The sequence below is a fragment of the Wenyingzhuangia sp. IMCC45467 genome (genome assembly GCF_054111205.1).
Genome location: NZ_CM134196.1, coordinates 3,348,129 through 3,367,822, shown reverse-complemented (window position 1 = coordinate 3,367,822; position 19,694 = coordinate 3,348,129). Strand labels below are relative to the sequence as shown.

General features: G+C 30.7%; 19 protein-coding genes. 6 read left to right on the top strand and 13 right to left on the bottom strand.

The features are described 5' to 3' along the window. Positions 1-99: 99 nt before the first annotated feature. Both ACXGQT_RS14320 and ACXGQT_RS14315 read right to left on the bottom strand, forming a co-directional pair. Positions 100-2,484 (bottom strand): ribonucleoside-diphosphate reductase subunit alpha, encoded by a 2,385-nt coding sequence (locus ACXGQT_RS14320; protein WP_457829260.1) that lies wholly within the window; start codon positions 2,482-2,484, stop codon positions 100-102. Positions 2,485-2,583: 99 nt separating this feature from the next. Next, positions 2,584-3,555 (bottom strand): ribonucleotide-diphosphate reductase subunit beta, encoded by a 972-nt coding sequence (locus tag ACXGQT_RS14315; RefSeq protein WP_457829259.1) that lies wholly within the window; start codon positions 3,553-3,555, stop codon positions 2,584-2,586. A 376-nt stretch (positions 3,556-3,931) separates the two neighbouring features. Between ACXGQT_RS14315 and ACXGQT_RS14310 the strand changes: the two genes are divergently transcribed. Beyond that, a complete protein-coding gene (locus tag ACXGQT_RS14310; RefSeq protein ID WP_457829258.1) occupies positions 3,932-5,203 on the top strand; it encodes a ribonucleotide-diphosphate reductase subunit beta in 1,272 nt (423 codons plus the stop codon). A 24-nt stretch (positions 5,204-5,227) separates the two neighbouring features. Continuing rightward, positions 5,228-6,931: a ribonucleoside-diphosphate reductase subunit alpha gene (locus ACXGQT_RS14305; RefSeq protein WP_457829257.1), complete on the top strand. Its 1,704-nt coding sequence runs from the start codon at positions 5,228-5,230 to the stop codon at positions 6,929-6,931. A 64-nt stretch (positions 6,932-6,995) separates the two neighbouring features. On the opposite strand, the gene ACXGQT_RS14300 is transcribed toward ACXGQT_RS14305, so the two are convergent. The 3 genes from ACXGQT_RS14300 to ACXGQT_RS14290 all read right to left on the bottom strand — a co-directional run bounded on the left by ACXGQT_RS14300 (position 6,996) and on the right by ACXGQT_RS14290 (position 9,056). Further along, positions 6,996-7,577: a DUF3109 family protein gene (locus tag ACXGQT_RS14300; protein WP_457829256.1), complete on the bottom strand. Its 582-nt coding sequence runs from the start codon at positions 7,575-7,577 to the stop codon at positions 6,996-6,998. 65 nt (positions 7,578-7,642) lie between these two features. After that, complete coding sequence (locus tag ACXGQT_RS14295; RefSeq protein WP_457829255.1) at positions 7,643-8,392, bottom strand: uroporphyrinogen-III synthase; 750 nt, start codon at positions 8,390-8,392, stop codon at positions 7,643-7,645. A 7-nt stretch (positions 8,393-8,399) separates the two neighbouring features. After that, positions 8,400-9,056 (bottom strand): DUF4271 domain-containing protein, encoded by a 657-nt coding sequence (locus tag ACXGQT_RS14290; protein WP_457829254.1) that lies wholly within the window; start codon positions 9,054-9,056, stop codon positions 8,400-8,402. Positions 9,057-9,138: 82 nt separating this feature from the next. On the opposite strand from ACXGQT_RS14290, the gene ACXGQT_RS14285 reads away from it, so the two are divergent. The 3 genes from ACXGQT_RS14285 to ACXGQT_RS14275 are packed head-to-tail and all read left to right on the top strand — an operon-like array spanning position 9,139 to position 11,954. Next, positions 9,139-9,861, top strand: coding sequence for a polyprenol monophosphomannose synthase (locus ACXGQT_RS14285; RefSeq protein ID WP_457830828.1), 723 nt, complete (start codon positions 9,139-9,141; stop codon positions 9,859-9,861). 3 nt (positions 9,862-9,864) lie between these two features. Next, positions 9,865-11,202, top strand: coding sequence for a dihydroorotase (locus tag ACXGQT_RS14280; RefSeq protein ID WP_457829253.1), 1,338 nt, complete (start codon positions 9,865-9,867; stop codon positions 11,200-11,202). Then, entirely contained in the window at positions 11,202-11,954 is a 753-nt protein-coding gene (locus tag ACXGQT_RS14275) for a DUF4296 domain-containing protein (RefSeq protein ID WP_457829252.1), read from the top strand. The genes ACXGQT_RS14280 and ACXGQT_RS14275 overlap by 1 nt, the downstream gene beginning before the upstream one ends. A 24-nt stretch (positions 11,955-11,978) precedes the next feature. Here the strand turns inward: ACXGQT_RS14275 and ACXGQT_RS14270 are convergent, their stop codons facing one another. The 6 genes from ACXGQT_RS14270 to rseP form a co-directional block, all read right to left on the bottom strand. Beyond that, positions 11,979-12,359, bottom strand: a complete 381-nt coding sequence (locus ACXGQT_RS14270; protein ID WP_457829251.1) for a DUF423 domain-containing protein — start codon at positions 12,357-12,359, stop codon at positions 11,979-11,981. A 4-nt stretch (positions 12,360-12,363) separates the two neighbouring features. Continuing rightward, positions 12,364-13,059, bottom strand: a complete 696-nt coding sequence (locus ACXGQT_RS14265; RefSeq protein ID WP_457829250.1) for a tRNA1(Val) (adenine(37)-N6)-methyltransferase — start codon at positions 13,057-13,059, stop codon at positions 12,364-12,366. A gap of 53 nt (positions 13,060-13,112) precedes the next feature. Then, positions 13,113-13,640, bottom strand: a complete 528-nt coding sequence (gene rimM / locus ACXGQT_RS14260) for a ribosome maturation factor RimM (protein ID WP_457829249.1) — start codon at positions 13,638-13,640, stop codon at positions 13,113-13,115. A gap of 17 nt (positions 13,641-13,657) precedes the next feature. Next, positions 13,658-14,203, bottom strand: a complete 546-nt coding sequence (locus ACXGQT_RS14255) for a 30S ribosomal protein S16 (protein WP_457829248.1) — start codon at positions 14,201-14,203, stop codon at positions 13,658-13,660. 96 nt (positions 14,204-14,299) lie between these two features. After that, positions 14,300-16,141, bottom strand: coding sequence for a cation:proton antiporter (locus ACXGQT_RS14250; RefSeq protein ID WP_457829247.1), 1,842 nt, complete (start codon positions 16,139-16,141; stop codon positions 14,300-14,302). 101 nt (positions 16,142-16,242) lie between these two features. Next, a complete protein-coding gene (gene rseP / locus ACXGQT_RS14245) occupies positions 16,243-17,577 on the bottom strand; it encodes an RIP metalloprotease RseP (protein WP_457829246.1) in 1,335 nt (444 codons plus the stop codon). 112 nt (positions 17,578-17,689) lie between these two features. Here rseP and ACXGQT_RS14240 point away from each other — a divergent pair, with 112 nt between their 5' ends. Next, the gene (locus ACXGQT_RS14240; protein ID WP_457829245.1) at positions 17,690-18,361 is read left to right on the top strand and encodes an SCO family protein; all 672 of its coding nucleotides are present in this window, start codon (positions 17,690-17,692) and stop codon (positions 18,359-18,361) included. A gap of 99 nt (positions 18,362-18,460) precedes the next feature. Here the strand turns inward: ACXGQT_RS14240 and ACXGQT_RS14235 are convergent, their stop codons facing one another. Together ACXGQT_RS14235 and ACXGQT_RS14230 are read right to left on the bottom strand one after the other, a co-directional pair. Next, on the bottom strand, positions 18,461-19,111 hold the full coding sequence (locus ACXGQT_RS14235) for an HD domain-containing protein (RefSeq protein ID WP_457830827.1): 651 nt from the start codon (positions 19,109-19,111) through the stop codon (positions 18,461-18,463). Beyond that, positions 19,101-19,673 (bottom strand): 5-formyltetrahydrofolate cyclo-ligase, encoded by a 573-nt coding sequence (locus tag ACXGQT_RS14230; RefSeq protein WP_457829244.1) that lies wholly within the window; start codon positions 19,671-19,673, stop codon positions 19,101-19,103. Before ACXGQT_RS14230 ends, ACXGQT_RS14235 begins: the two co-directional genes overlap by 11 nt. Between the last annotated feature and the right edge of the window lie 21 nt (positions 19,674-19,694).

Here is a 19,694-nt window from a genome sequence, read left to right as displayed (position 1 = left end):
AGGATTAAAGTTTTTAGATACTTATAACACTGTGTTTTTTAAAACAAAAAGCAGCTTTGAAAATTCAAAGCTGCTTTTGTTTTTATTTGTTGTTCTTTTTTAAGATCCACACATTTCACAATCGTCCGGATTCTCTCTAGATTGTATAACCATTGCCTTAAATTCTTCTGGAGACATTGGCTTGTCTTCTTCTTTCTTTTTATCGTTATTTAAGGTAAACTTAATAGCGTTTACTGCAGATTTTGTTCTTAGATAATACATTCCTGTTTTTAATCCTGATTTCCACGCATAAAAGTGCATTGAGGTTAATTTAGAGTAATTAGCATCTTCCATAAACAAGTTTAAAGACTGAGATTGGTCGATAAAATATCCTCTTTGACGAGACATATCAATAATATCTTTCATACTCAATTCCCAAACTGTCTTATATAAATCTTTTAAGTCTTGAGGAATTCCCTCTATATGCTGAATAGAACCATTGGCTCTCATCAACTCCTCTTTTAAAGCATTGTTCCACAAACCTAACTCAACTAAATCTTCTAATAAGTGTTTATTAACAACAATAAACTCACCAGACAACACTCTACGAGTATAAATATTTGATGTATAAGGCTCAAAAGCTTCGTTATTCCCTAAAATTTGAGAAGTTGATGCTGTTGGCATTGGTGCAACCAATAAAGAGTTACGAACACCGTTCTTTTTAACTTTCTCTCTTAACTCAGCCCAATTCCAACGACCACTTAAATCTTCATCATTTACTCCCCACATGTTAAATTGAAATTCCCCTTGTGACATTGGAGATCCTTCAAAAGTAGAATATGCTCCTTTTTTTGTTGCAATTTCCATAGACGACTCTACAGCTGCAAAATATAAGGTTTCAAAAATATCTTTGTTTAATTGTTTTGCTTCATCAGAAGTAAACGGCATTCTTAGCATGATAAAAGCATCAGCTAACCCTTGAATACCCAATCCTACTGGACGGTGTCTCATGTTAGAGTTCTCTGCTTCTTTTACAGGGTAGTAGTTTCTATCAATAACCGTATCTAAATTACGGGTTACTTTTTTTACTACTTTATATAAATTTTGGTGATTAAAGAATTTTTCTCCTTTATCGTTAGTTTCTACAAACATTGGAATAGCAATAGAAGCTAAGTTACATACTGCAACTTCATCTTTTGCTGTATATTCCATAATCTCTGTACACAGGTTAGAAGAACGAATAACTCCTAAATTCTTTTGATTAGATTTACGGTTAGCAGCATCTTTATACAACATATATGGGTTTCCAGTCTCAATTTGAGATTCTAAAACTTTTTCCCACAATTCACGAGCTTTAATGGTTTTACGACCTTTTCCTTCAGCTTCGTATTTAGTGTATAATGCTTCGAACTCTTCTCCGTAAGTATCGTATAAACCTGGACATTCATTAGGACACATCAATGTCCATTCTCCGTTTTCTTCAACACGCTTCATGAATAAATCAGAAATCCACAAGGCTAAGAATAAATCTCTTGCACGTTTTTCTTCGGCTCCAGTATTTTTTCTTAAATCTAAGAATTCAAAAATATCAGCATGCCAAGGCTCAATATAAATTGCGAAAGAACCTTTACGTTTTCCCCCTCCTTGATCTACGTAACGAGCGGTATCATTATAAACTTTTAACATTGGAATAATTCCGTTAGAAGTTCCGTTGGTTCCACGAATATAAGAACCTGTAGCTCTAATGTTGTGAATAGACAAACCAATACCCCCTGCAGATTGAGATATTTTTGCTGTTTGTTTTAAGGTATCATAAATACCATCAATACTATCATCTTGCATTTGTAATAAAAAACAAGAAGACATTTGTGGTTTTGGGGTACCAGAGTTAAACAAAGTTGGTGTAGCGTGTGTAAAAAACTTTTTACTCATTAAGTTATAAGTTTCTATAGCTTCTTCAATATCATTTAAGTGAATACCAATAGAAACACGCATTAACATTTGCTGAGGACGTTCTGCTATTTGTCCGTTAATTTTTAAAAGATAAGAACGTTCTAATGTTTTAAACCCAAAATAATCGTAATTAAAATCTCTATCATATACAATTGAAGAATCTAACAAGGCTGAATTTTCTTGAATTACTTTATATACTTCATCAGATAATAAAGGAGAGGCCAAACCTGTACGTGGGTTTACATACTCATACAATTCTTTCATGGTTGCAGAGAAAGATTTTTCTGTGTTCTTATGTAAGTTAGACACCGAAATTCTAGCCGCTAATTTTGCATAGTCAGGGTGAGCGGTGGTTAATGTTGCTGCAATTTCTGCTGCCAAATTATCTAATTCAGATGTAGTTACTCCATCATACAACCCTTCAATAACACGCATGGCTACTTTTACCGGATCTACCAACGGATTTAATCCGTAACAAATTTTTCTAATTCTAGCTGTGATTTTATCAAACATCACAGACTCTTTGTGCCCATCTCTTTTAATTACGTACATAGTCCTTATATCTTTTTATTTAGTTAGTTTATAGAGAATATTATCCTAACAACGCTCTTACAAGCATTGCAACATATTAATAAATTTTACTCTTAATCTTTAAAAATCAGCATCAAAGCTAATTTCCCCTGTTCCTCCAGATTTTACTCCAGCTTTTTGGTATTCAGAAACTCTTTTTTCAAAGAAGTTTGTTTTTCCTTCTAATGATATCATATCCATAAAGTCGAAAGGGTTGCTAGAATTGTACACTCTTTCGCATCCAAATTCAACTAAAAGTCTATCTGTTACAAATTCTAAGTACTGACTCATTAACTTAGCATTCATTCCAATTAAACTTACAGGTAAAGATTCTGTAATAAATACTTTTTCAATATCTAAAGCATCAACAATAATTTCTTTAATACGCTCTTTAGGTACTTTGTTTACAATATGATTGTTGTGTAAGTGTACGGCAAAATCACAATGCAAACCTTCATCACGAGAAATTAACTCATTAGAAAAAGTTAATCCTGGTAACAGCCCACGTTTTTTCATCCAAAAAATTGCACAAAAACTACCTGAGAAGAAAATTCCTTCAACTGCTGCAAAAGCAATTAAACGTTCTGCAAAAGATTCTGACTCTATCCATTTTAAAGCCCAGTCTGCTTTTAACTTAATTGCAGGAAAGTATTCAATGGCTTTAAAAAGTTTGTTTTTTTCATCTTCGTTTTTCACATAAGTATCAATCAACAAAGAATACACTTCTGAGTGAATGTTTTCCATCATGATTTGAAATCCATAGAAAAATTTTGCCTCAGCATATTGAACTTCACTTACAAAATTTTCTGCCAAATTTTCATTTACAATTCCATCAGAAGCTGCAAAAAATGCTAAAATATGTTTGATGAAATATCGCTCATCATCATTCAATTTATTTTCCCAATCTACAACATCTTGGTGCAAATCAATTTCTTCGGCTGTCCAAATACTTGCTTCTTGTTTTTTATACCACTCCCAAATATCTTGGTGTTGTATAGGAAAAATTACAAATCTATTTGGATCATCTTGTAAAATTGGTTCTATTTGAGACATTGTTATCTTGTTATGAATTGGTTAGCACTTGTTTTTCACTTTAACAAAGATTGTAAAAAATAGTCTTAAAAGAAAGATATACTTTTCCACAAAGATTTAAAGTTCTTAACAAATTGATGTTTTTACCTTTTTAAGTTTCTAAAAAAACAGCTTAATATTTTACAAGCAATACTACTTGTTTTTGACCTTTATTTTTGGTGAATTTTTAAAATACTACAGTTTATAAATGTTAAAAACTATTTTAATTTTCTTTCAATCTCAACAATATCAGTATTTAGAGATATTCTAAACATTGTGAATATCTAAACACACCTCTCTTACTGTCCTCTTTATTTATTCCATAATTTTATATGATACTAAAAAACCTACACTTCCCATGATATCAAAAGTCATTAAACGAGATTATACCACCACCGATTTTAAAATCTCTAAAATTAGCAACGCTATTTATGCGGCTATGAAGTCTGTAAATAAAGGTTCTATTAAAGAAGCCAATGCCATTGCTATTAAAGTTTTAGAAAAACTAAGTTTTCGTTCGCAAGAAACCAAGTACTACACCCCTACTGTAGAAGAAATTCAAGATATGGTAGAGGCGGAATTAATGCACAGTGAGTTTTTAGAAGCTGCTAAGTCTTATATATTATATAGAAACGAACAGAAAAGAAGACGTAAGAAAAACATTTTTGAAAAAAGAGTAAACCTTAAACCTTATGAATACCCTGAATTAAATGAGTATGTAGATGCCATTAGACATTCATACTGGATTCATACAGAGTTTAACTTTACCAGCGATATTCAAGATTTTAAATCTAGATTAACCCCTACAGAAAAAAGCGCTATTAAAAACACCATGTTGGCTATTTCTCAAATAGAAGTTGCTGTTAAAAACTTTTGGGGTGATTTACATCATAAAATACCTAAACCAGAAATTGGTGCAGTTGGGGCTACATTTGCAGAAAGTGAAGTTAGACACCACGATGCCTATTCTCATTTATTAGAAATTTTAGGATTAAACGAAGAGTTTAACAACCTAAAAAAGAACCCTAGCATAATGAAAAGGGTTCATTATTTAGAAAAATCTTTAACCAACTCTAAAAGCAATAACAACAAAGAATATACAGAAGCTATTTTATTATTCTCTTTATTTATAGAACATGTTTCTTTATTCTCTCAGTTCTTAATTATCATGGCTTTTAACAAGCACAAAAACATGCTAAAAGGAATTTCTAACGCAGTAGAAGCTACTTCTAAAGAAGAACAAATTCACGGAGATTTTGGAATTGATTTACTTAAAATTATTAAAGAAGAAAATCCTGATTGGTTTACAGAAGACTTTAAACAAATGATCCAATTAATTTGTGCAGAAGCCTACCAAGCTGAAACAGGTGTTGTAAACTGGATTTTTGAAAACGGAGAATTAGACTTTTTACCTGTAGATGTTATTAATGAATTTATTAAAAATCGTTTTAATAAATCTTTAGAAAGTATTGGAATTAGCTCCATATTTAAAGTTGATGAAACCTTATTAGCACAAACAGAATGGTTTGATGATGAAATTATTGGAACCAAACATGGTGATTTCTTTGTAAAAAGATCTATTAATTACAGTAAAAGAACACGCAGTATTACCAAAGACGATTTATTTTAAGCCCCTCAAAAAAACTCACATACCATGATAGAAAATACAATAAATACAGAAACAGGATTTGATTGGCTTACAGAGCACAGTAGAAATTTTTTAGGTGCAGGATATCTTTTAGAAGGTGTTAGCCCAGAAGAACGTATTAGAGAAATTGCAGATCATGCCGAAAAAATATTAAAGATAGATGGATTCGCAGACAAGTTTTACTACTATATGTCGCAAGGTTTTTACTCTTTGGCTTCTCCTGTTTGGTCTAACTTTGGAAAAAAAAGAGGACTACCAATTAGTTGTTTTGGTTCTCATGTTGCCGATGATATAGGAGATATTTTATACGCTCAATCAGAAGCAGGAATGATGTCTAAATTAGGTGGAGGAACATCTGGTTACTTTGGTAAATTAAGACCTCGTGGTGCAGACATTAGCAATAACGGAAAATCTTCTGGAGCTGTTCATATGATGCAACTTTTTGAAACCATGGTAGATGTAGTAAGTCAAGGATCTGTAAGAAGAGGTCGTTTTGCTCCATATTTAGACATTGAGCATGCAGACATTATGGAGTTTTTAGAAATTGGTACAGAAGGAAACCCTATTCAAGAACTAACACATGGTGTTTGTGTTGGTAATGATTGGATGCAAGAAATGATTGACGGTGATGAAGAAAAAAGAACCATTTGGGCAAAAGTATTACAAAGAAGATGCGAAATAGGATATCCTTATGTTTTCTTTAAAGACAATGCCAACAATAATACTGTTGATGTTTACAAAGACAAAGGACATACCATATATGGAAGTAACCTTTGTTCTGAAATTATGCTACCTACCAATGATGATTGGTCTTTTGTTTGTGTGCTTTCTTCTGTAAATATTTTACACTATGACAAATGGAAAGATACAGATGCTGTGGAAACCATGGTATACTTTTTAGATGCAGTCTTAGAAGAGTTTATTTCTAAATTAGAAGACTACAGAGATTCTGAAAACAAAGATGACCGATTAATTTTCCATTTTATGGAAAAAGCTTACAACTTTTCTAAAGAAAATAGAGCTTTAGGATTAGGGGTTTTAGGATGGCACTCTTATTTACAATCAAAACGTTTGGCTTTTGATTCTCAAGAAGCATTTAACTACAATTCTGAAATCTTTAAGTTAATTAAAGAAAAATCATACAAAGCTTCCGAAGAATTAGCAAAATTATATGGAGAACCTAAAGTATTAAAAGGATATGGTCGTAGAAACACAACTTTAAATGCCATTGCTCCTACCACTTCATCTGCTTTTATTTTAGGACAAGTATCTCAAGGAATTGAACCTATTTGGTCTAACTGTTATGTTAAAGATATTGCAAAAGTAAAAACCACTATTAAAAACAAATACCTAGAAGATCTTTTAGAAGAAAAAGGTGAAAACACCAAAGAGGTTTGGAAAAGCATTAGAGATAGAGATGGATCTGTACAACATTTAGATTTTTTAACAACCGAAGAAAAAGAAGTTTTTAAAACCTATGCTGAGTTAGATCAACTTTCTATTATTTATCAGGCAGCTAATAGACAAAATCATATAGACCAAGGGCAGTCTATCAACATTATGGTACATCCAGAAATGCCTGTAAAAGATTTAAATAAAATTCACACAACTGCATGGCAGTTGGGAGTTAAGTCTTTATACTATCAGCATAGTATGAATGCTGCACAGAAGTTTAAACAGAAAAAAGAATGTACTAGTTGCGAAGGATAGTAACTACAATTTTTTAAACATAAAAAAGGCTCAAAATTAATTTTGAGCCTTTTTTATGATAATATTATTTATTCTTTTGTTTTTTCCATTCCTCTGCCACTTTTTCTAATTCCATATACCAATTTTCTCCAAACTTTAAAATTAAAGCATTTTTTAAAAACTTATATACGGGTACCTGTAACTCTTTACCTAAAGAACAAGCATCATCACAAATTTCCCAATGATGATAATTTACAGCAGAAAACTCTTCATAATCTTGAACCCTAACAGGGTATAAATGGCAAGATATTGGTTTTTTCCAATCAACCAATCCTTTATTGTAAGCCTGTTCTATTCCACAAGACGTTACTCCCTTATCATCAAAAGTTACAAAAGCACACTCTTTATTATTTACCAAAGTGGTTTCATGCTCTCCAAACTTAGAAGTTGTATATGTTCCTTGTTCCTCAATGGCAGCTACACCTTCGGGTCTCAACATATGTTTTATCTTAGGATAAACTTCGTTTAACTTTTTAATTTCTTCATCCAATACAGGAGCACCTGCTTCACCTGCAACACAACACTCACCTTTGCAAGCTGATATATTACACACAAAATCATTTTCAATGATTTCTTCTGACACTAATGTTTTTCCTATTTGAAACATACACTACATTATATAAAAAAAGAGCCTATTAAAATAGACTCTTTTATATTATTTAAAAATAAAAATTACTTTTTATTTACCTCTTTAATATACTTTTCTAAAGCCATAGTCATTGATGGGTTTTCAGGAGATGGTGCTGCAATATCTACCTTTAAACCAGCTTCTGTTGCCGCCTTTACTGTTGAATTTCCATACACAGCAATTCTGGTATCATTTTGTTTAAACTCTGGAAAGTTTTTAAACAATGATTGTATTCCAGAAGGGCTAAAGAACACCAACACATCATACGTTACTTTTTCCAAATCAGACAAATCACTTGTTACAGTTCTGTATAAATCTGCTCTTGTCCAATCTACTCCCATTGCATTTAAAGATTCTGGAATTAAATCTTTTAATTTATCAGATGATGGTAATAAAAATCTTTCTGTTTTATGCTTTTTAATTACTTCACATAATTCAGGAAAAGTTCTTTTACCCACGTAAATTTTACGTTTTCTGTAAACAACATATTTTTGCAAATAATAAGCAACCGCCTCTGACTGACAAAAATATTTTAATTCATTAGGTACTTTAAAACGCATTTCTTCAGCAATTCTAAAAAAATGATCAACAGCATTTCTACTTGTTAAAATAATTGCTGAATATTTTCCTAAATCTATTTTTTGATTACGAACTTCTCTTACAGTCAATCCTTCAACATGAATAAAAGATCTAAAATCTATTTTTACTTTTTGTTTTTCTGATAAAATCGAGAAAGGGGATTGTTGATCGGTTTTAGGCTCCGGCTGAGATACTAATATGGTTTTTACTTTCATCTTTTTCTTACTCTGTATAGCTCTTGAATAAATAAATAAACGGTACTATTTCTAGCGTGCAAAGATACAAAATAATAAACAAAATCTTACCAGATAGTAAATTTTTATTATTTGAAATCAGAACAATGAGCCTATAAGAATACATTATTAACGCTATAATTAGTGTACTTTTTCTCATCCACTCATAATAATTTAAATGTAAAAAAACGTAACACAAAACAAAAAAAACAACTAACAACACAACCACTAAGTAACTGGTTTCCAGCACTAACATTTGTTTGAAATATGCTTTTTTATTAGAAGCATTATACAAAAACTCTGATACTAAATACTTTACAAAAAAATAAGCCGCACTTATCAACAAAGAGTTCCTAAATGCTTCTAAAAAATTTTGATATATAAACTCTCTTTTATACATTAAAAACATCAAAAAAAAGGAAAAAACAATAGAGATATATAAAAACATCAATACTTGATATAGTGTTATTTTACTGATAGAATCATATGGATATTTATAAAAATAGTTATTAGAAAACAAACTCCTAAAAAGGTATTTTGTCCTAGTTAAATCTACCATACACATAAAAAAAACTAAAACTAATGGTAATAATAGTATCAAACTAACTTTGTTGTAATATGAATAATCAATAAGTTCTACAAGCATGAATTTTACTAAAAATATGGAATGAATGTTGCTACAAAATTAGGAATAAAAAAACGTAAATTTGGCAAAACAAATTTTAAGCATGAATCAGGCATTAATTATCATTCCTACTCTTAATGAAGTTGAAAACATCAACGCAATCATCAAAGCAGTATTTGACATCAATCCTGAATATCATATTTTAGTTGTGGACGACAATTCTACCGATGGAACCATTGACATCATTAAAAACTTACAAAAAAAACATGCTAATTTACATTTAGAAATCAGAATCAACAGTCGTGGATTAGGAAAAGCCTACATACATGGTTTTAAGTGGGCTATTGCTAGAACATATGATTATATTTTAGAAATGGATGCCGATTTTTCTCACAATCCAAAAGACATTCCTAGATTAATAAGTGCTTGTGAACAAGATGGAAATGATTTGGCGATTGGCTCTAGATATATTAATTATAAAATAAATGTCATCAATTGGGATTTTAAAAGATTGATATTGTCGTATTTTGCATCTAAATATGTAAGAATTGTTACAGGTATTCCTGTGTTTGATACCACTGCTGGTTTTATTTGTTACCGTAGACAAGTTTTAGAAAAAATAGATTTTAGTAAAATTAGGTTTACAGGCTATGCTTTTCAAATTGAAATGAAATACAAAGCATGGTTACACAAGTTTAAAATAAAAGAAGTTTCTATTATTTTTACCGATAGAACAAAAGGAACTTCAAAACTAGACGGATCTATTATTAATGAAGCTATTTTTGGGGTGATAAGAATGAAATTTAAAGGATTGACAAAAAAATAAATTATGGGTTGTACAGTAATTAAGGGTGCAAAAATTATTAATGAAGGAAAAATATTTAAACGTGATGTATTGATTGAAAATGACATCATTAAAACCATTGCTAAAGATATTAAAGTGCCTAAAAGTGCTTTGGTTATTAAAGCCAAAGGAAAATATTTACTGCCTGGTGCTATAGATGATCAAGTGCATTTTAGAGAACCAGGATTGACTCATAAAGCAAATATTGCTACGGAAAGTAAAGCGGCAATAGCAGGAGGAATTACCACTTTTATAGAAATGCCAAACACGGTTCCACAAGCAACTACACAAGAATTGTTAGAAGATAAATTTAAAATAGCTTCGGAAACATCATATGCCAACTATTCTTTTATGTTTGGTGGTACTAATGATAATTTAGAAGAATTGTTAAAAACAGACCCTAAAAAAGTAGCGGGAATTAAATTATTTTTAGGTTCTTCTACAGGGAACATGTTGGTTGACAACCCTGAGGTTTTAGAAAAAATATTTTCTTCTACCAAAATGGTTATTTCTGTTCATTGCGAAGATGAGCAAACCATTAAAACAAACATGCAAAAAGCTTTAGAAGAGTACGGAGAAAACATTCCTATTGCACAACACCCCATTATTAGAAGTGCAGAGGCTTGTTACTTGTCATCATCAAAAGCAATTGAATTGGCTAAAAAAACGGGGGCAAGATTGCATATTTTCCATCTATCAACTGCTATTGAGACCGATTTGTTTAGAAACGATATTCCTTTAAAAGAAAAGAAAATTACATCTGAAGTTTGCGTACACCATCTAAGTTTTAATAGTGATGATTATGCTAAAAAAGGAACCTTAATAAAATGGAATCCTGCTGTAAAAACCAAAAACGATCAAGGAGCTTTATGGAAAGCTTTGTTAGATGATAGAATTGATGTAATTGCTACAGACCATGCTCCACATACTTTAGAAGAAAAACAAAACACCTATACCAACGCTCCAAGTGGAGGTCCATTAGTACAACATGCCTTACCTACCATGTTAAATTTTGTTGATGAAGGTAAAATTACCCTAGAAAAAGTGGTAGAAAAAATGTGTCATAACCCTGCAATACTTTTTGAAATTGACAAAAGAGGGTTTGTCAAAGAAGGATATTATGCCGATTTGGTTTTAGTTGACCCAGAAAAAAAATGGACTGTAAATAAAGACAATATTTTATACAAATGTGGTTGGAGTCCTTTTGAAGGTAAAAAGTTTAACAACACCATTACACATACTTTTGTAAACGGAAACCTTATGTATGATAACGGCGTTTTTAATGACGATATCAAAGGAAAAAGAATTACATTCAACAGATAATGATCAAGTTTACTTTTTACATACTAACTCTTAGTTTTTTGGTTGCCTGCAACAGCAATACAATTTTAAAAAAGCCCGATAATTTAATACCTAAAGATAAAATGGTAGAAATTATAGCTGAAAGTTATATTGCAAGAAGTGCTCAAAATGTTAAAAACACAAACAACCAAAGAGGTCTTAATTACCTTGGACTTATATATAAAGAGCAAGGAACAGATTCAACAACCTTTAATGAAAGTTTAAAATACTACACTTCTGACATTAGTCAAAATGAAGAAATTTTAAAATTGGTTCAAAAAACTATTGAAGACAAGCTTAATGTGTTAAAAACAAAAAGAGATACTATTTTTAAATATAAAATTGATTCACTAGAAATAGCTCAAGAGAAAATAATCAATAAAAAGATTGAGCTATTAAAAGAAGCTCAAGAAAAAATGTTAGATAAAAAAATAGACTCTACAAAAAACTCGCAAACTGATATTTTTAGCAAACAAATTTCACAACTAGAGAAAAAGCTAAAAGATACTTTAAAACTAAAATCTAAAATATCTAAAAAGCAATTTAAAGATTCCATTTATAACAAAATAGCTGATGTCAATCTAATAAAAACAGACTCAATTAACAAAGGAATAGAAACTGTAAAAGAAACACATCAAAAACTAGTTGATAAAAAAATAGAAGAAATTAAAAAGAAACAGAACAATTTTACTTTAAAAAAGACAAAAGAGTTCGAAAGAAAAAAATACCAATAAAAAACAAAAACCACTTTAATTTAATTATAAAGTGGTTTTTACTTTTAAAGCATATACCCCAATCATCATCCAAGAAATTAGCAACATTAAACCTCCTAAGGGCGTTACAAACCAAATATATGTTGAGGGCACTATTCCAAGAGTTAACAAATATATAGAACCTGAAAAACACAAAACTCCAGCCATTAAAAAGTTTGCTATCCTTTTCTTTTGCACATCTGTTAATATTGGAATTAACATTACTATTAACAATAATAAACTATGAAACATTTGGTATTTTACTCCTGTTTCAAAACTATTTAATTGAATTTCTGTTAACATATCTTTTAAAGCATGTGCCCCAAAAGCTCCTAACATTACAGCCAATGCACCGCTAAAACCTGCTACAGCAATATATTTATTCATAGGTTTACATTTTTAAATAAAAAGGTTGAGTTAAATTTATATAATCTTGCGTATAGATATGCCTATCTATTTCTATTACTAATTCATTTTCTATAGTTTTTTTTAATTCTTTTGTAAAACAAAGTAAACTTCTTTTTACAGGCAAATGAGCCCTACCTCTTACCCTTGTTATTTTACAAACAAACAATCCTTGTTCTTTTGCCAAATGGATAAAATTACTTTCTTCTGCAAACGGAATAATAAAAGTACAAATCCCTTGTTCACTAAGTAATACTGATGTACACAATAATAAATCTTGAAAAGACAAATTATCAACATGTCTAGCCAAAGCCCTTTCCGTATTATCGTTTTTAAAAGTATCTGTAAAATAAGGTGGATTAGATACAATTAAATCGTATTGAATATTGCTTTTAAAACCCTGTAAACTATTATTAAAAACCGTTAATCTATCTGCCCATGGAGAGTCTTCAAAATTAAATTTAGCTTCGGTAAAAGCGTTTTCTTCAATTTCTATGGCGGTGATCTTTGCTATGGGATTTCTTTGAGCCAGCATTAATGCAATTAATCCTGTTCCAGCACCTATATCAAGAATTGTTTTTGCTCTTTTTACTGGAGTCCACGCTCCTAATAAAACTCCATCAGTCCCCACTTTCATGGCTGACTTTTCTTGAGAAATAGCAAATTTTTTGAATTGAAACATTATAAACTTTAAGAAAGTTTAAAAATACAAATGTTTCTAGTAAATAAGTATAATTATGACAAATACATATCAATCAATCCAGGAGGTGTTTGTAAAACAACACGTTTTCCTTTACGATCAATTTCTTTGATAAATTCATCAATCATTGGAATTAAAATCTCTACTCCATCATTTTCAATTTCAAACAACGGTTGTGCAGTAGTATCATTTACTCCCTTAATAAGACCAAACTCACCATACTCCACATCTACAGCTATAAAGTCCATAATTTCGTGATAGTAGAATTTGTTTCCTGTTAATTTAGGTAAAAAAGAAAGAGGTAAATAAATTCCTGCATTCATAATAGCATCTGCATCTTGTTCGGTGTCAACCGTTTCAAAACGCACACGTAATTGATTTCCTTTTTGCAGTAATCTTTCTTCAATAAAAAATGGAATCAAATCTTTGCCGTGTTCGACAAAGACAGATTCCATATTTTCATACAGTTCAGGTTCATCGGTGTCTAATTTAATAACCACCTCCCCTTTAAAGCTATGTTTTCTAACGATTTTGCCTAAATAAAAACAATCTTCTTTACGCATATAATCGTTTTTAGAAATTACTCAGCAGTTTCTTCTGTAGCTTCTTCAGTTGCAGCCTCACCTTCAGTTGCAGTAGCTTCAGCAGCTTGTGCTTCTGCTAATAATGCAGCCTCAGCTTCTTGAGCAGCAGCAATACGAGCAGCATTTACAGCTTTTTCAGCCTCTAATGCTTTTGCTTTTTCTGCAGCTTGCTCAGCAGTTAAACCATCTTTTTTAGCTTGAATAGCAGCTTCTTTAGCTTCTACCCATGCAGCAAATTTAGCTTCTGCTTGCTCTTCTGTTAAAGCTCCTTTTAAAACCCCACCTTGTAAGTGTTTTTTTAATAGAACTCCTTTAGTAGATAAAATTGTTTTTGCAGTATCAGTTGGCTGTGCTCCATTGTTTAACCATTTTACAGATGCATCAACATCTAATTCAATGATTGCTGGATTTGCATTTGGATTGTAAGTTCCTAATTTTTCTAAGAATTTACCATCTCTTTTTGCACGAGCATCTGCTGCTACTACGTAGTAAAAAGGTTTTCCTTTTTTACCGTGTCTTTGTAATCTAATTTTTACTGACATAATTTAAAATTGTGTAGGTTCACGACCTACGTTATTAATTTTTGAGAGTGCAAATATACAATTATTATTTTCTGAAAATAAACTTATTTTAAAAATCTATGCTTTTATAACTTCTTGTTTATCAGACAACGGCTCTCCAACATACACCAATTTAAAATCTTTTCCTATTTTAAGGGTTTTATTGGCTGCTGCTATTACATAAAGTTCCCCTTTTTCATCAGCAACAAACAAAGGAATGGTATTATCTTGCTCTGTTAATTTGTTGTTTTTTTCTATAAAATCATCTTGAGACTTGATTGCTATTTCGTTAATGTTAGGGTATTCTCTTATTAACTCACTAAACTTTATAAAATCATCTTTGGTTGATAAAAAATTACTTCCTGAATCTACTTTACCTGAATTTAATTCCATTTCTGAAACAAACCTAAAGGAGGAGGCTTTATCTATTGTCTTTTTAAAGCTATTGATTGCATGTTTATTTACTTTTTTACTGGCCGTTAACGCTAGCAAATAACCAATATCAGAGTATTCAATATTATCAGTTACTTCATCTGTAAAGACATCAAAAACTTCTGCATTTAAGCCCATTTTTTGGGCAATACCAATATTTTCTGCATTGTTATCTATTAAAACAACATGTCTTTGTTTTTCTTCTAAATATTTTGCTATTACTCTAGAAACTTCTGAGGCACCAACAATTAAAATCCCTTTAGAAGAGCGTAAAAACACCCCCAGAACTCTAGACACCATTCTTGCAGTTGTTGCATTTAACAAAACTGTTCCTAATACAATTACAAAAACCAGAGGGGTAATATATTCTGCTCCAGGTTCTCCTTGAGCTACTAATTTTAATCCAAATAACGAAGCAATTCCTGCAGCAACAATACCTCTGGGTCCAACCCAACTAATAAACACTTTTTCTTTAAATTTTAATCCTGATTTATGAGTACTTAAAAAGACCCCTATAGGACGTACAATTAAAATTATAACACCAAAAAGAGCTAATGTTTGCCAATTGTTAACCAAATAAATATCACTGATATTCATATTTGCCGACAAAAGGATAAAAAGGATAGAAATTAATAAAACACTTAAAGATTCTTTAAAGTATAAAATCTCTTTTAAGTTAGGTAAATCAATATTCCCTAATACCATTCCCATAACAACTACAGACAACAAACCTGATTCATGAGCAAAAGAATCGGATAGCACAAAAACGCCTAGTACATAAGCAAGAGTAAAAACGTTTAACAAGTATTTAGGTACCCAATTTTTCTTTAACGTAAAGTTAAATCCATGAGCAAATGTAAACCCAAAAGTAGTTCCGAATAATATAATTTTACCAAACTCTAAGATAGCTGTTTTGGTAAATTCATGCGTTTGTTCAATACTAATAAACTCAAACACCAAAACGGCAACCAAAGCTCCTATGGGATCAATTAAAATTCCTTCCCATTTTAAAATGGCTGCTACATCTCTTTTTAACCTAATATTCCTTAGAATTGGTGTAATTACCGTAGGCCCTGTTACTATAATTAAAGATGAAAATAAAAATGAAATTGACCATGTTAAATTGAACAAATAATGAACTGCTACCCCTGCTCCAAAGAAAGTAATAATTGTTCCTATAGTAATTAACTTAATTATTGCTGGCCCAACATTTAAAACTTCTTTCTTTTTTAGAGTTAATCCTCCTTCAAAAAGAATAATACTAATAGCTAAAGACACAAAATAAAACAGACTTTCTCCTGCAAAAAGTCCTTTGGTTCCATTCCATACAGGTTCAATCCATTTTGCTCCGTCAGAAGAAATTAAAGTAGAAATAGGACCTACAAACAATCCTACTAATATTAACGGTAAAATTGCAGGTAATTTTAACTTCCAAGCCAACCATTGTGCTAAAATTCCCATAATAACAATTCCTGCTAATTCAATCATATACTATTTGTTTTAAACATTTGTAAAATACACTTTTTTACATAAAACAAAGGTGTTCTTAAGTAAATAAGAACACCTTTTATAAAATATTTTTTTTTAATCTATGATAAAAAACCTAAGACCAATTTATAGATATCATTTCCGTTGGCAAAAGCCAAAAGTGAAAGTAATAATACAAAACCTGTAATTTGAGCATATTCTAAAAACTTATCTCCTGGTTTTCTACCTGTTATCATTTCGTATAAAGTAAACACCACATGTCCCCCATCTAAAGCTGGAATTGGTAGTAGATTCATAAACCCTAACATAATTGATAAGAAAGCTGTATTTGCCCAAAACACTTGCCAGTCCCAAACCGGTTTAAAAATTTTAGCTATAGAAATAAACCCTCCCATACTGCTTGCTCCTTTTTTAGTGAACACATACTTAAATTGAGCCATATAATCTTTTAATGTCCAATAGGCAGCAGCAGCACCTTTGTTAAAGCTTTCTGCTAAATTATATTTTTGATGTTTAACTGTAAAATTCTCCTCTGGATTAAAAGCAGGGGCTACTCCAATTTTTTTATCTTCATCTGGAGTTACAGTTAAAGTAACCAAAGCCCCATCTCTATTAACTACTACTTCTAGAGCCTCTCCGTTTGATTGTTGAATTTTATTTGTAAAGTCTCCCCAGTAAACAGCCTCATCTCCGTTTACAGAAACAATTCTATCATTTTTCATAAATCCAGATTGATAGGCTGGTTTCCCTGTGATAACTGAATCTATAACAGCAGAAAAACGAGGGGTAAATGGTTTTAAATCATTTAACTGCCACATTTCTTTTCCTATTCCCTCTGGAATATTTAAACTTTCGGTAGTTCCATCCATGTGTAAAACCTCAATAGTTTTAACATCTCTTAAAAACAACTGTTTATTTACATCTAAAACATTTTCTACAGGTTTACCATCTACCTTTAAAAAAGTATCACCGTCTTTAAAACCATACTTTTTTAAGGTTTGACTTATAGAAAAACCATTTTTAACATCTTTAGGCCCAACAACTTCTTGTCCCCAAACAGAAAAAATCATAATATAGATTAGCAATCCTAATATAAAGTTAACAATTACCCCTCCTAACATAATAATTAAACGTTGCCAAGCTGGTTTAGATCTAAACTCCCAAGGTTGTGCTGGCTGTTTCATTTGCTCAGTATCCATACTTTCGTCTATCATACCTGCAATTTTCACATATCCTCCTAGCGGAATCCAACCAATTCCGTATACCGTTTCTCCTACTTTTTTCTTGAAAAGCGAAAATTTATAATCAAAAAATAAATAAAATTTTTCTACTTTGGTTTTAAACAGTTTTGCAGGAATAAAATGTCCTAATTCGTGTAACACTATTAAAAGTGATAAGCTTAAAATAAACTGTCCTGCAATAATTAAATTCTCCATGTATTTATTGTAATTCTTTTTTTAAGTCGAACAAATGTACAACTTTAATTATGTGTTCATATTTTTTGTGTAAAGTTTCTTAATGCTTTGTAACTTTGATGAAAATTTCATTATGAGTCAACATTTTTTTGCAAAATCCAAATACACTTTTATGGCTATGAGTGTATTATCTGTGATTATTATTGCAGCACTTTACCATCTCAACAACAAGTCAAAATCTTTGCCAATATACAACCCTACAGATGTAAATCCCAAATTGGTTGACGATAGTCTTTTAAATATTTCTAAAAACCACACTATTGCTGATTTTACTTTGACAGATCAAGATGGAAAAACCGTAACAGCTACTGACTTTAAAGATAAAATTTATGTGGCTGATTTTTTCTTTACTCGTTGCGGAACTATTTGTCCAATTATGACTGACAACATGTCAACTTTACAAGAAACTTTTAAAAACAATCCAAAAATTAAGTTTTTATCACATTCTGTAACTCCCATTATGGATAGTGTTCCAGTTTTAAAAACTTATGCAAATGCCCATGGAGCTATTTCAGGGAAATGGCATATTACTACAGGAAGTAAAAAAATGATTTATAACCTAGCTAGAAAAAGTTATTTTGCTGTGCTAGATGAAGGAGATGGAGGAGCACAAGATTTTATACATACAGAACAATTTGTACTAATTGATACTAAAAAAAGAATTAGAGGTTTTTATGATGGAACCAATCTTAAAGAAATAGAACAATTAACCAAGGATATTGAATTATTGCTTACTGAAAAATAAAACCCCTAACATACATAAATGAATATTAGGGGAAAATTGCTATGAAAAAGAATTGATTTTACTCAATTCAAATATTAGGTCGTTTTATCTTTTAATTCATTACAAAGCCCCATTAAATTCATTATAAAATTGATCTAAATACAGTTCCATAAACTGATGCCTTTTTGCGGCTATTTCCTTTCCTGTTTTTGTATTCATTCTATCTTTTAACAACAATAACTTTTCATAAAAATGATTAATAGTTGGGGCATTACTATTTTTATATTCTTCCTTAGTCATATTTAATTTTGGAGTGATTTCAGGATCGTACATTCCTCTATTTTTATATCCACCATAATTAAACGCCCTTGCAATACCTATAGCTCCAATAGCATCTAACCTATCTGCATCTTGTACAACTTTTAACTCTATTGATGTAAAAGCTTGTGCTACATTTCCTCCTTTAAAAGATATGTTCTCTATAATTTTTACAATATGATCTATAGTTTCTTCTTCAATATTTTGTTTTTTTAAAAATTCCTTTGCCAATTTTGGCCCTACGGTTTCATCTCCATCATAAAATTTAGAATCAGCAATATCGTGTAACAAAGCTCCTAAAGAAACTATCTCAATATTACAATCTTCTGTTTTGGCAATTAATAAAGAGTTTTTATACACCCTTTCTATATGAAACCAATCATGTCCTCCTTCTGCATTTTTTAATTGCTCTTTTACAAAAGTTATGGTGTTTTTTACAATATCATTTTTCATTAAAATCATAAATTTTATTTGGAGTTACACAATAATCTAATGGAAAATCTCCCTCGTAAACATCATCAATATTTTCTTCTGCCTCAAAGAAAGACAAACCTACTTTAAGAGTATTATTGTTACATTTTGATAAAAAATCATCATAAAATCCCTTTCCATACCCCACTCTATTTCCTTTTATATCAAAACCCAACAAAGGAACAAAAACCACATCAATCATGTTTTCTGGCACCGGCAATCCATTTGTTGGTTCAGGAATTCCGTACGTATTTACTTTTAACTTTGTGTTTTCGGTTAATAAAAAATGAGACAATGTATTGGTTTTAAAATCTGATTTAGATACTACAACCTCCTTATTTCTAGCAAACAAAACATGTAAAAGATGTTCTGTATCAACTTCTTTTTGTTCTTGAATTGACAAAAAAAGATGATAATATGTATTATTCCAAATAGGTAGTTTTAATAACTGATTGGCAATGAATATACTTTTTGACTCTACATTTTCTACACTTAATTCTCTCCGTAAATTCTTATATTTTTTCCTTACATCAGTTTTTCTCATATCCTAAAATTTGAAAAGTAA

Coding starts and splice junctions, on each gene's coding strand:
- rseP (WP_457829246.1), bottom strand. CDS start 17,577: ATGGAGAATTTAATTATTGCAGGACAGTTTATTTTAAGCTTATCACTT.
- ACXGQT_RS14295 (WP_457829255.1), bottom strand. CDS start 8,392: ATGAAAGTAAAAACCATATTAGTATCTCAGCCGGAGCCTAAAACCGAT.
- ACXGQT_RS14270 (WP_457829251.1), bottom strand. CDS start 12,359: ATGAATAAATATATTGCTGTAGCAGGTTTTAGCGGTGCATTGGCTGTA.
- ACXGQT_RS14230 (WP_457829244.1), bottom strand. CDS start 19,673: ATGAGAAAAACTGATGTAAGGAAAAAATATAAGAATTTACGGAGAGAA.
- ACXGQT_RS14290 (WP_457829254.1), bottom strand. CDS start 9,056: ATGCTTGTAGAACTTATTGATTATTCATATTACAACAAAGTTAGTTTG.
- ACXGQT_RS14235 (WP_457830827.1), bottom strand. CDS start 19,111: ATGAAAAATGATATTGTAAAAAACACCATAACTTTTGTAAAAGAGCAA.
- rimM (WP_457829249.1), bottom strand. CDS start 13,640: ATGCGTAAAGAAGATTGTTTTTATTTAGGCAAAATCGTTAGAAAACAT.
- ACXGQT_RS14305 (WP_457829257.1), top strand. CDS start 5,228: ATGATAGAAAATACAATAAATACAGAAACAGGATTTGATTGGCTTACA.
- ACXGQT_RS14250 (WP_457829247.1), bottom strand. CDS start 16,141: ATGATTGAATTAGCAGGAATTGTTATTATGGGAATTTTAGCACAATGG.
- ACXGQT_RS14300 (WP_457829256.1), bottom strand. CDS start 7,577: ATGTTTCAAATAGGAAAAACATTAGTGTCAGAAGAAATCATTGAAAAT.
- ACXGQT_RS14240 (WP_457829245.1), top strand. CDS start 17,690: ATGAGTCAACATTTTTTTGCAAAATCCAAATACACTTTTATGGCTATG.
- ACXGQT_RS14265 (WP_457829250.1), bottom strand. CDS start 13,059: ATGTTTCAATTCAAAAAATTTGCTATTTCTCAAGAAAAGTCAGCCATG.
- ACXGQT_RS14280 (WP_457829253.1), top strand. CDS start 9,865: ATGGGTTGTACAGTAATTAAGGGTGCAAAAATTATTAATGAAGGAAAA.
- ACXGQT_RS14315 (WP_457829259.1), bottom strand. CDS start 3,555: ATGTCTCAAATAGAACCAATTTTACAAGATGATCCAAATAGATTTGTA.
- ACXGQT_RS14320 (WP_457829260.1), bottom strand. CDS start 2,484: ATGTACGTAATTAAAAGAGATGGGCACAAAGAGTCTGTGATGTTTGAT.
- ACXGQT_RS14255 (WP_457829248.1), bottom strand. CDS start 14,203: ATGTCAGTAAAAATTAGATTACAAAGACACGGTAAAAAAGGAAAACCT.
- ACXGQT_RS14285 (WP_457830828.1), top strand. CDS start 9,139: ATGAATCAGGCATTAATTATCATTCCTACTCTTAATGAAGTTGAAAAC.
- ACXGQT_RS14275 (WP_457829252.1), top strand. CDS start 11,202: ATGATCAAGTTTACTTTTTACATACTAACTCTTAGTTTTTTGGTTGCC.
- ACXGQT_RS14310 (WP_457829258.1), top strand. CDS start 3,932: ATGATATCAAAAGTCATTAAACGAGATTATACCACCACCGATTTTAAA.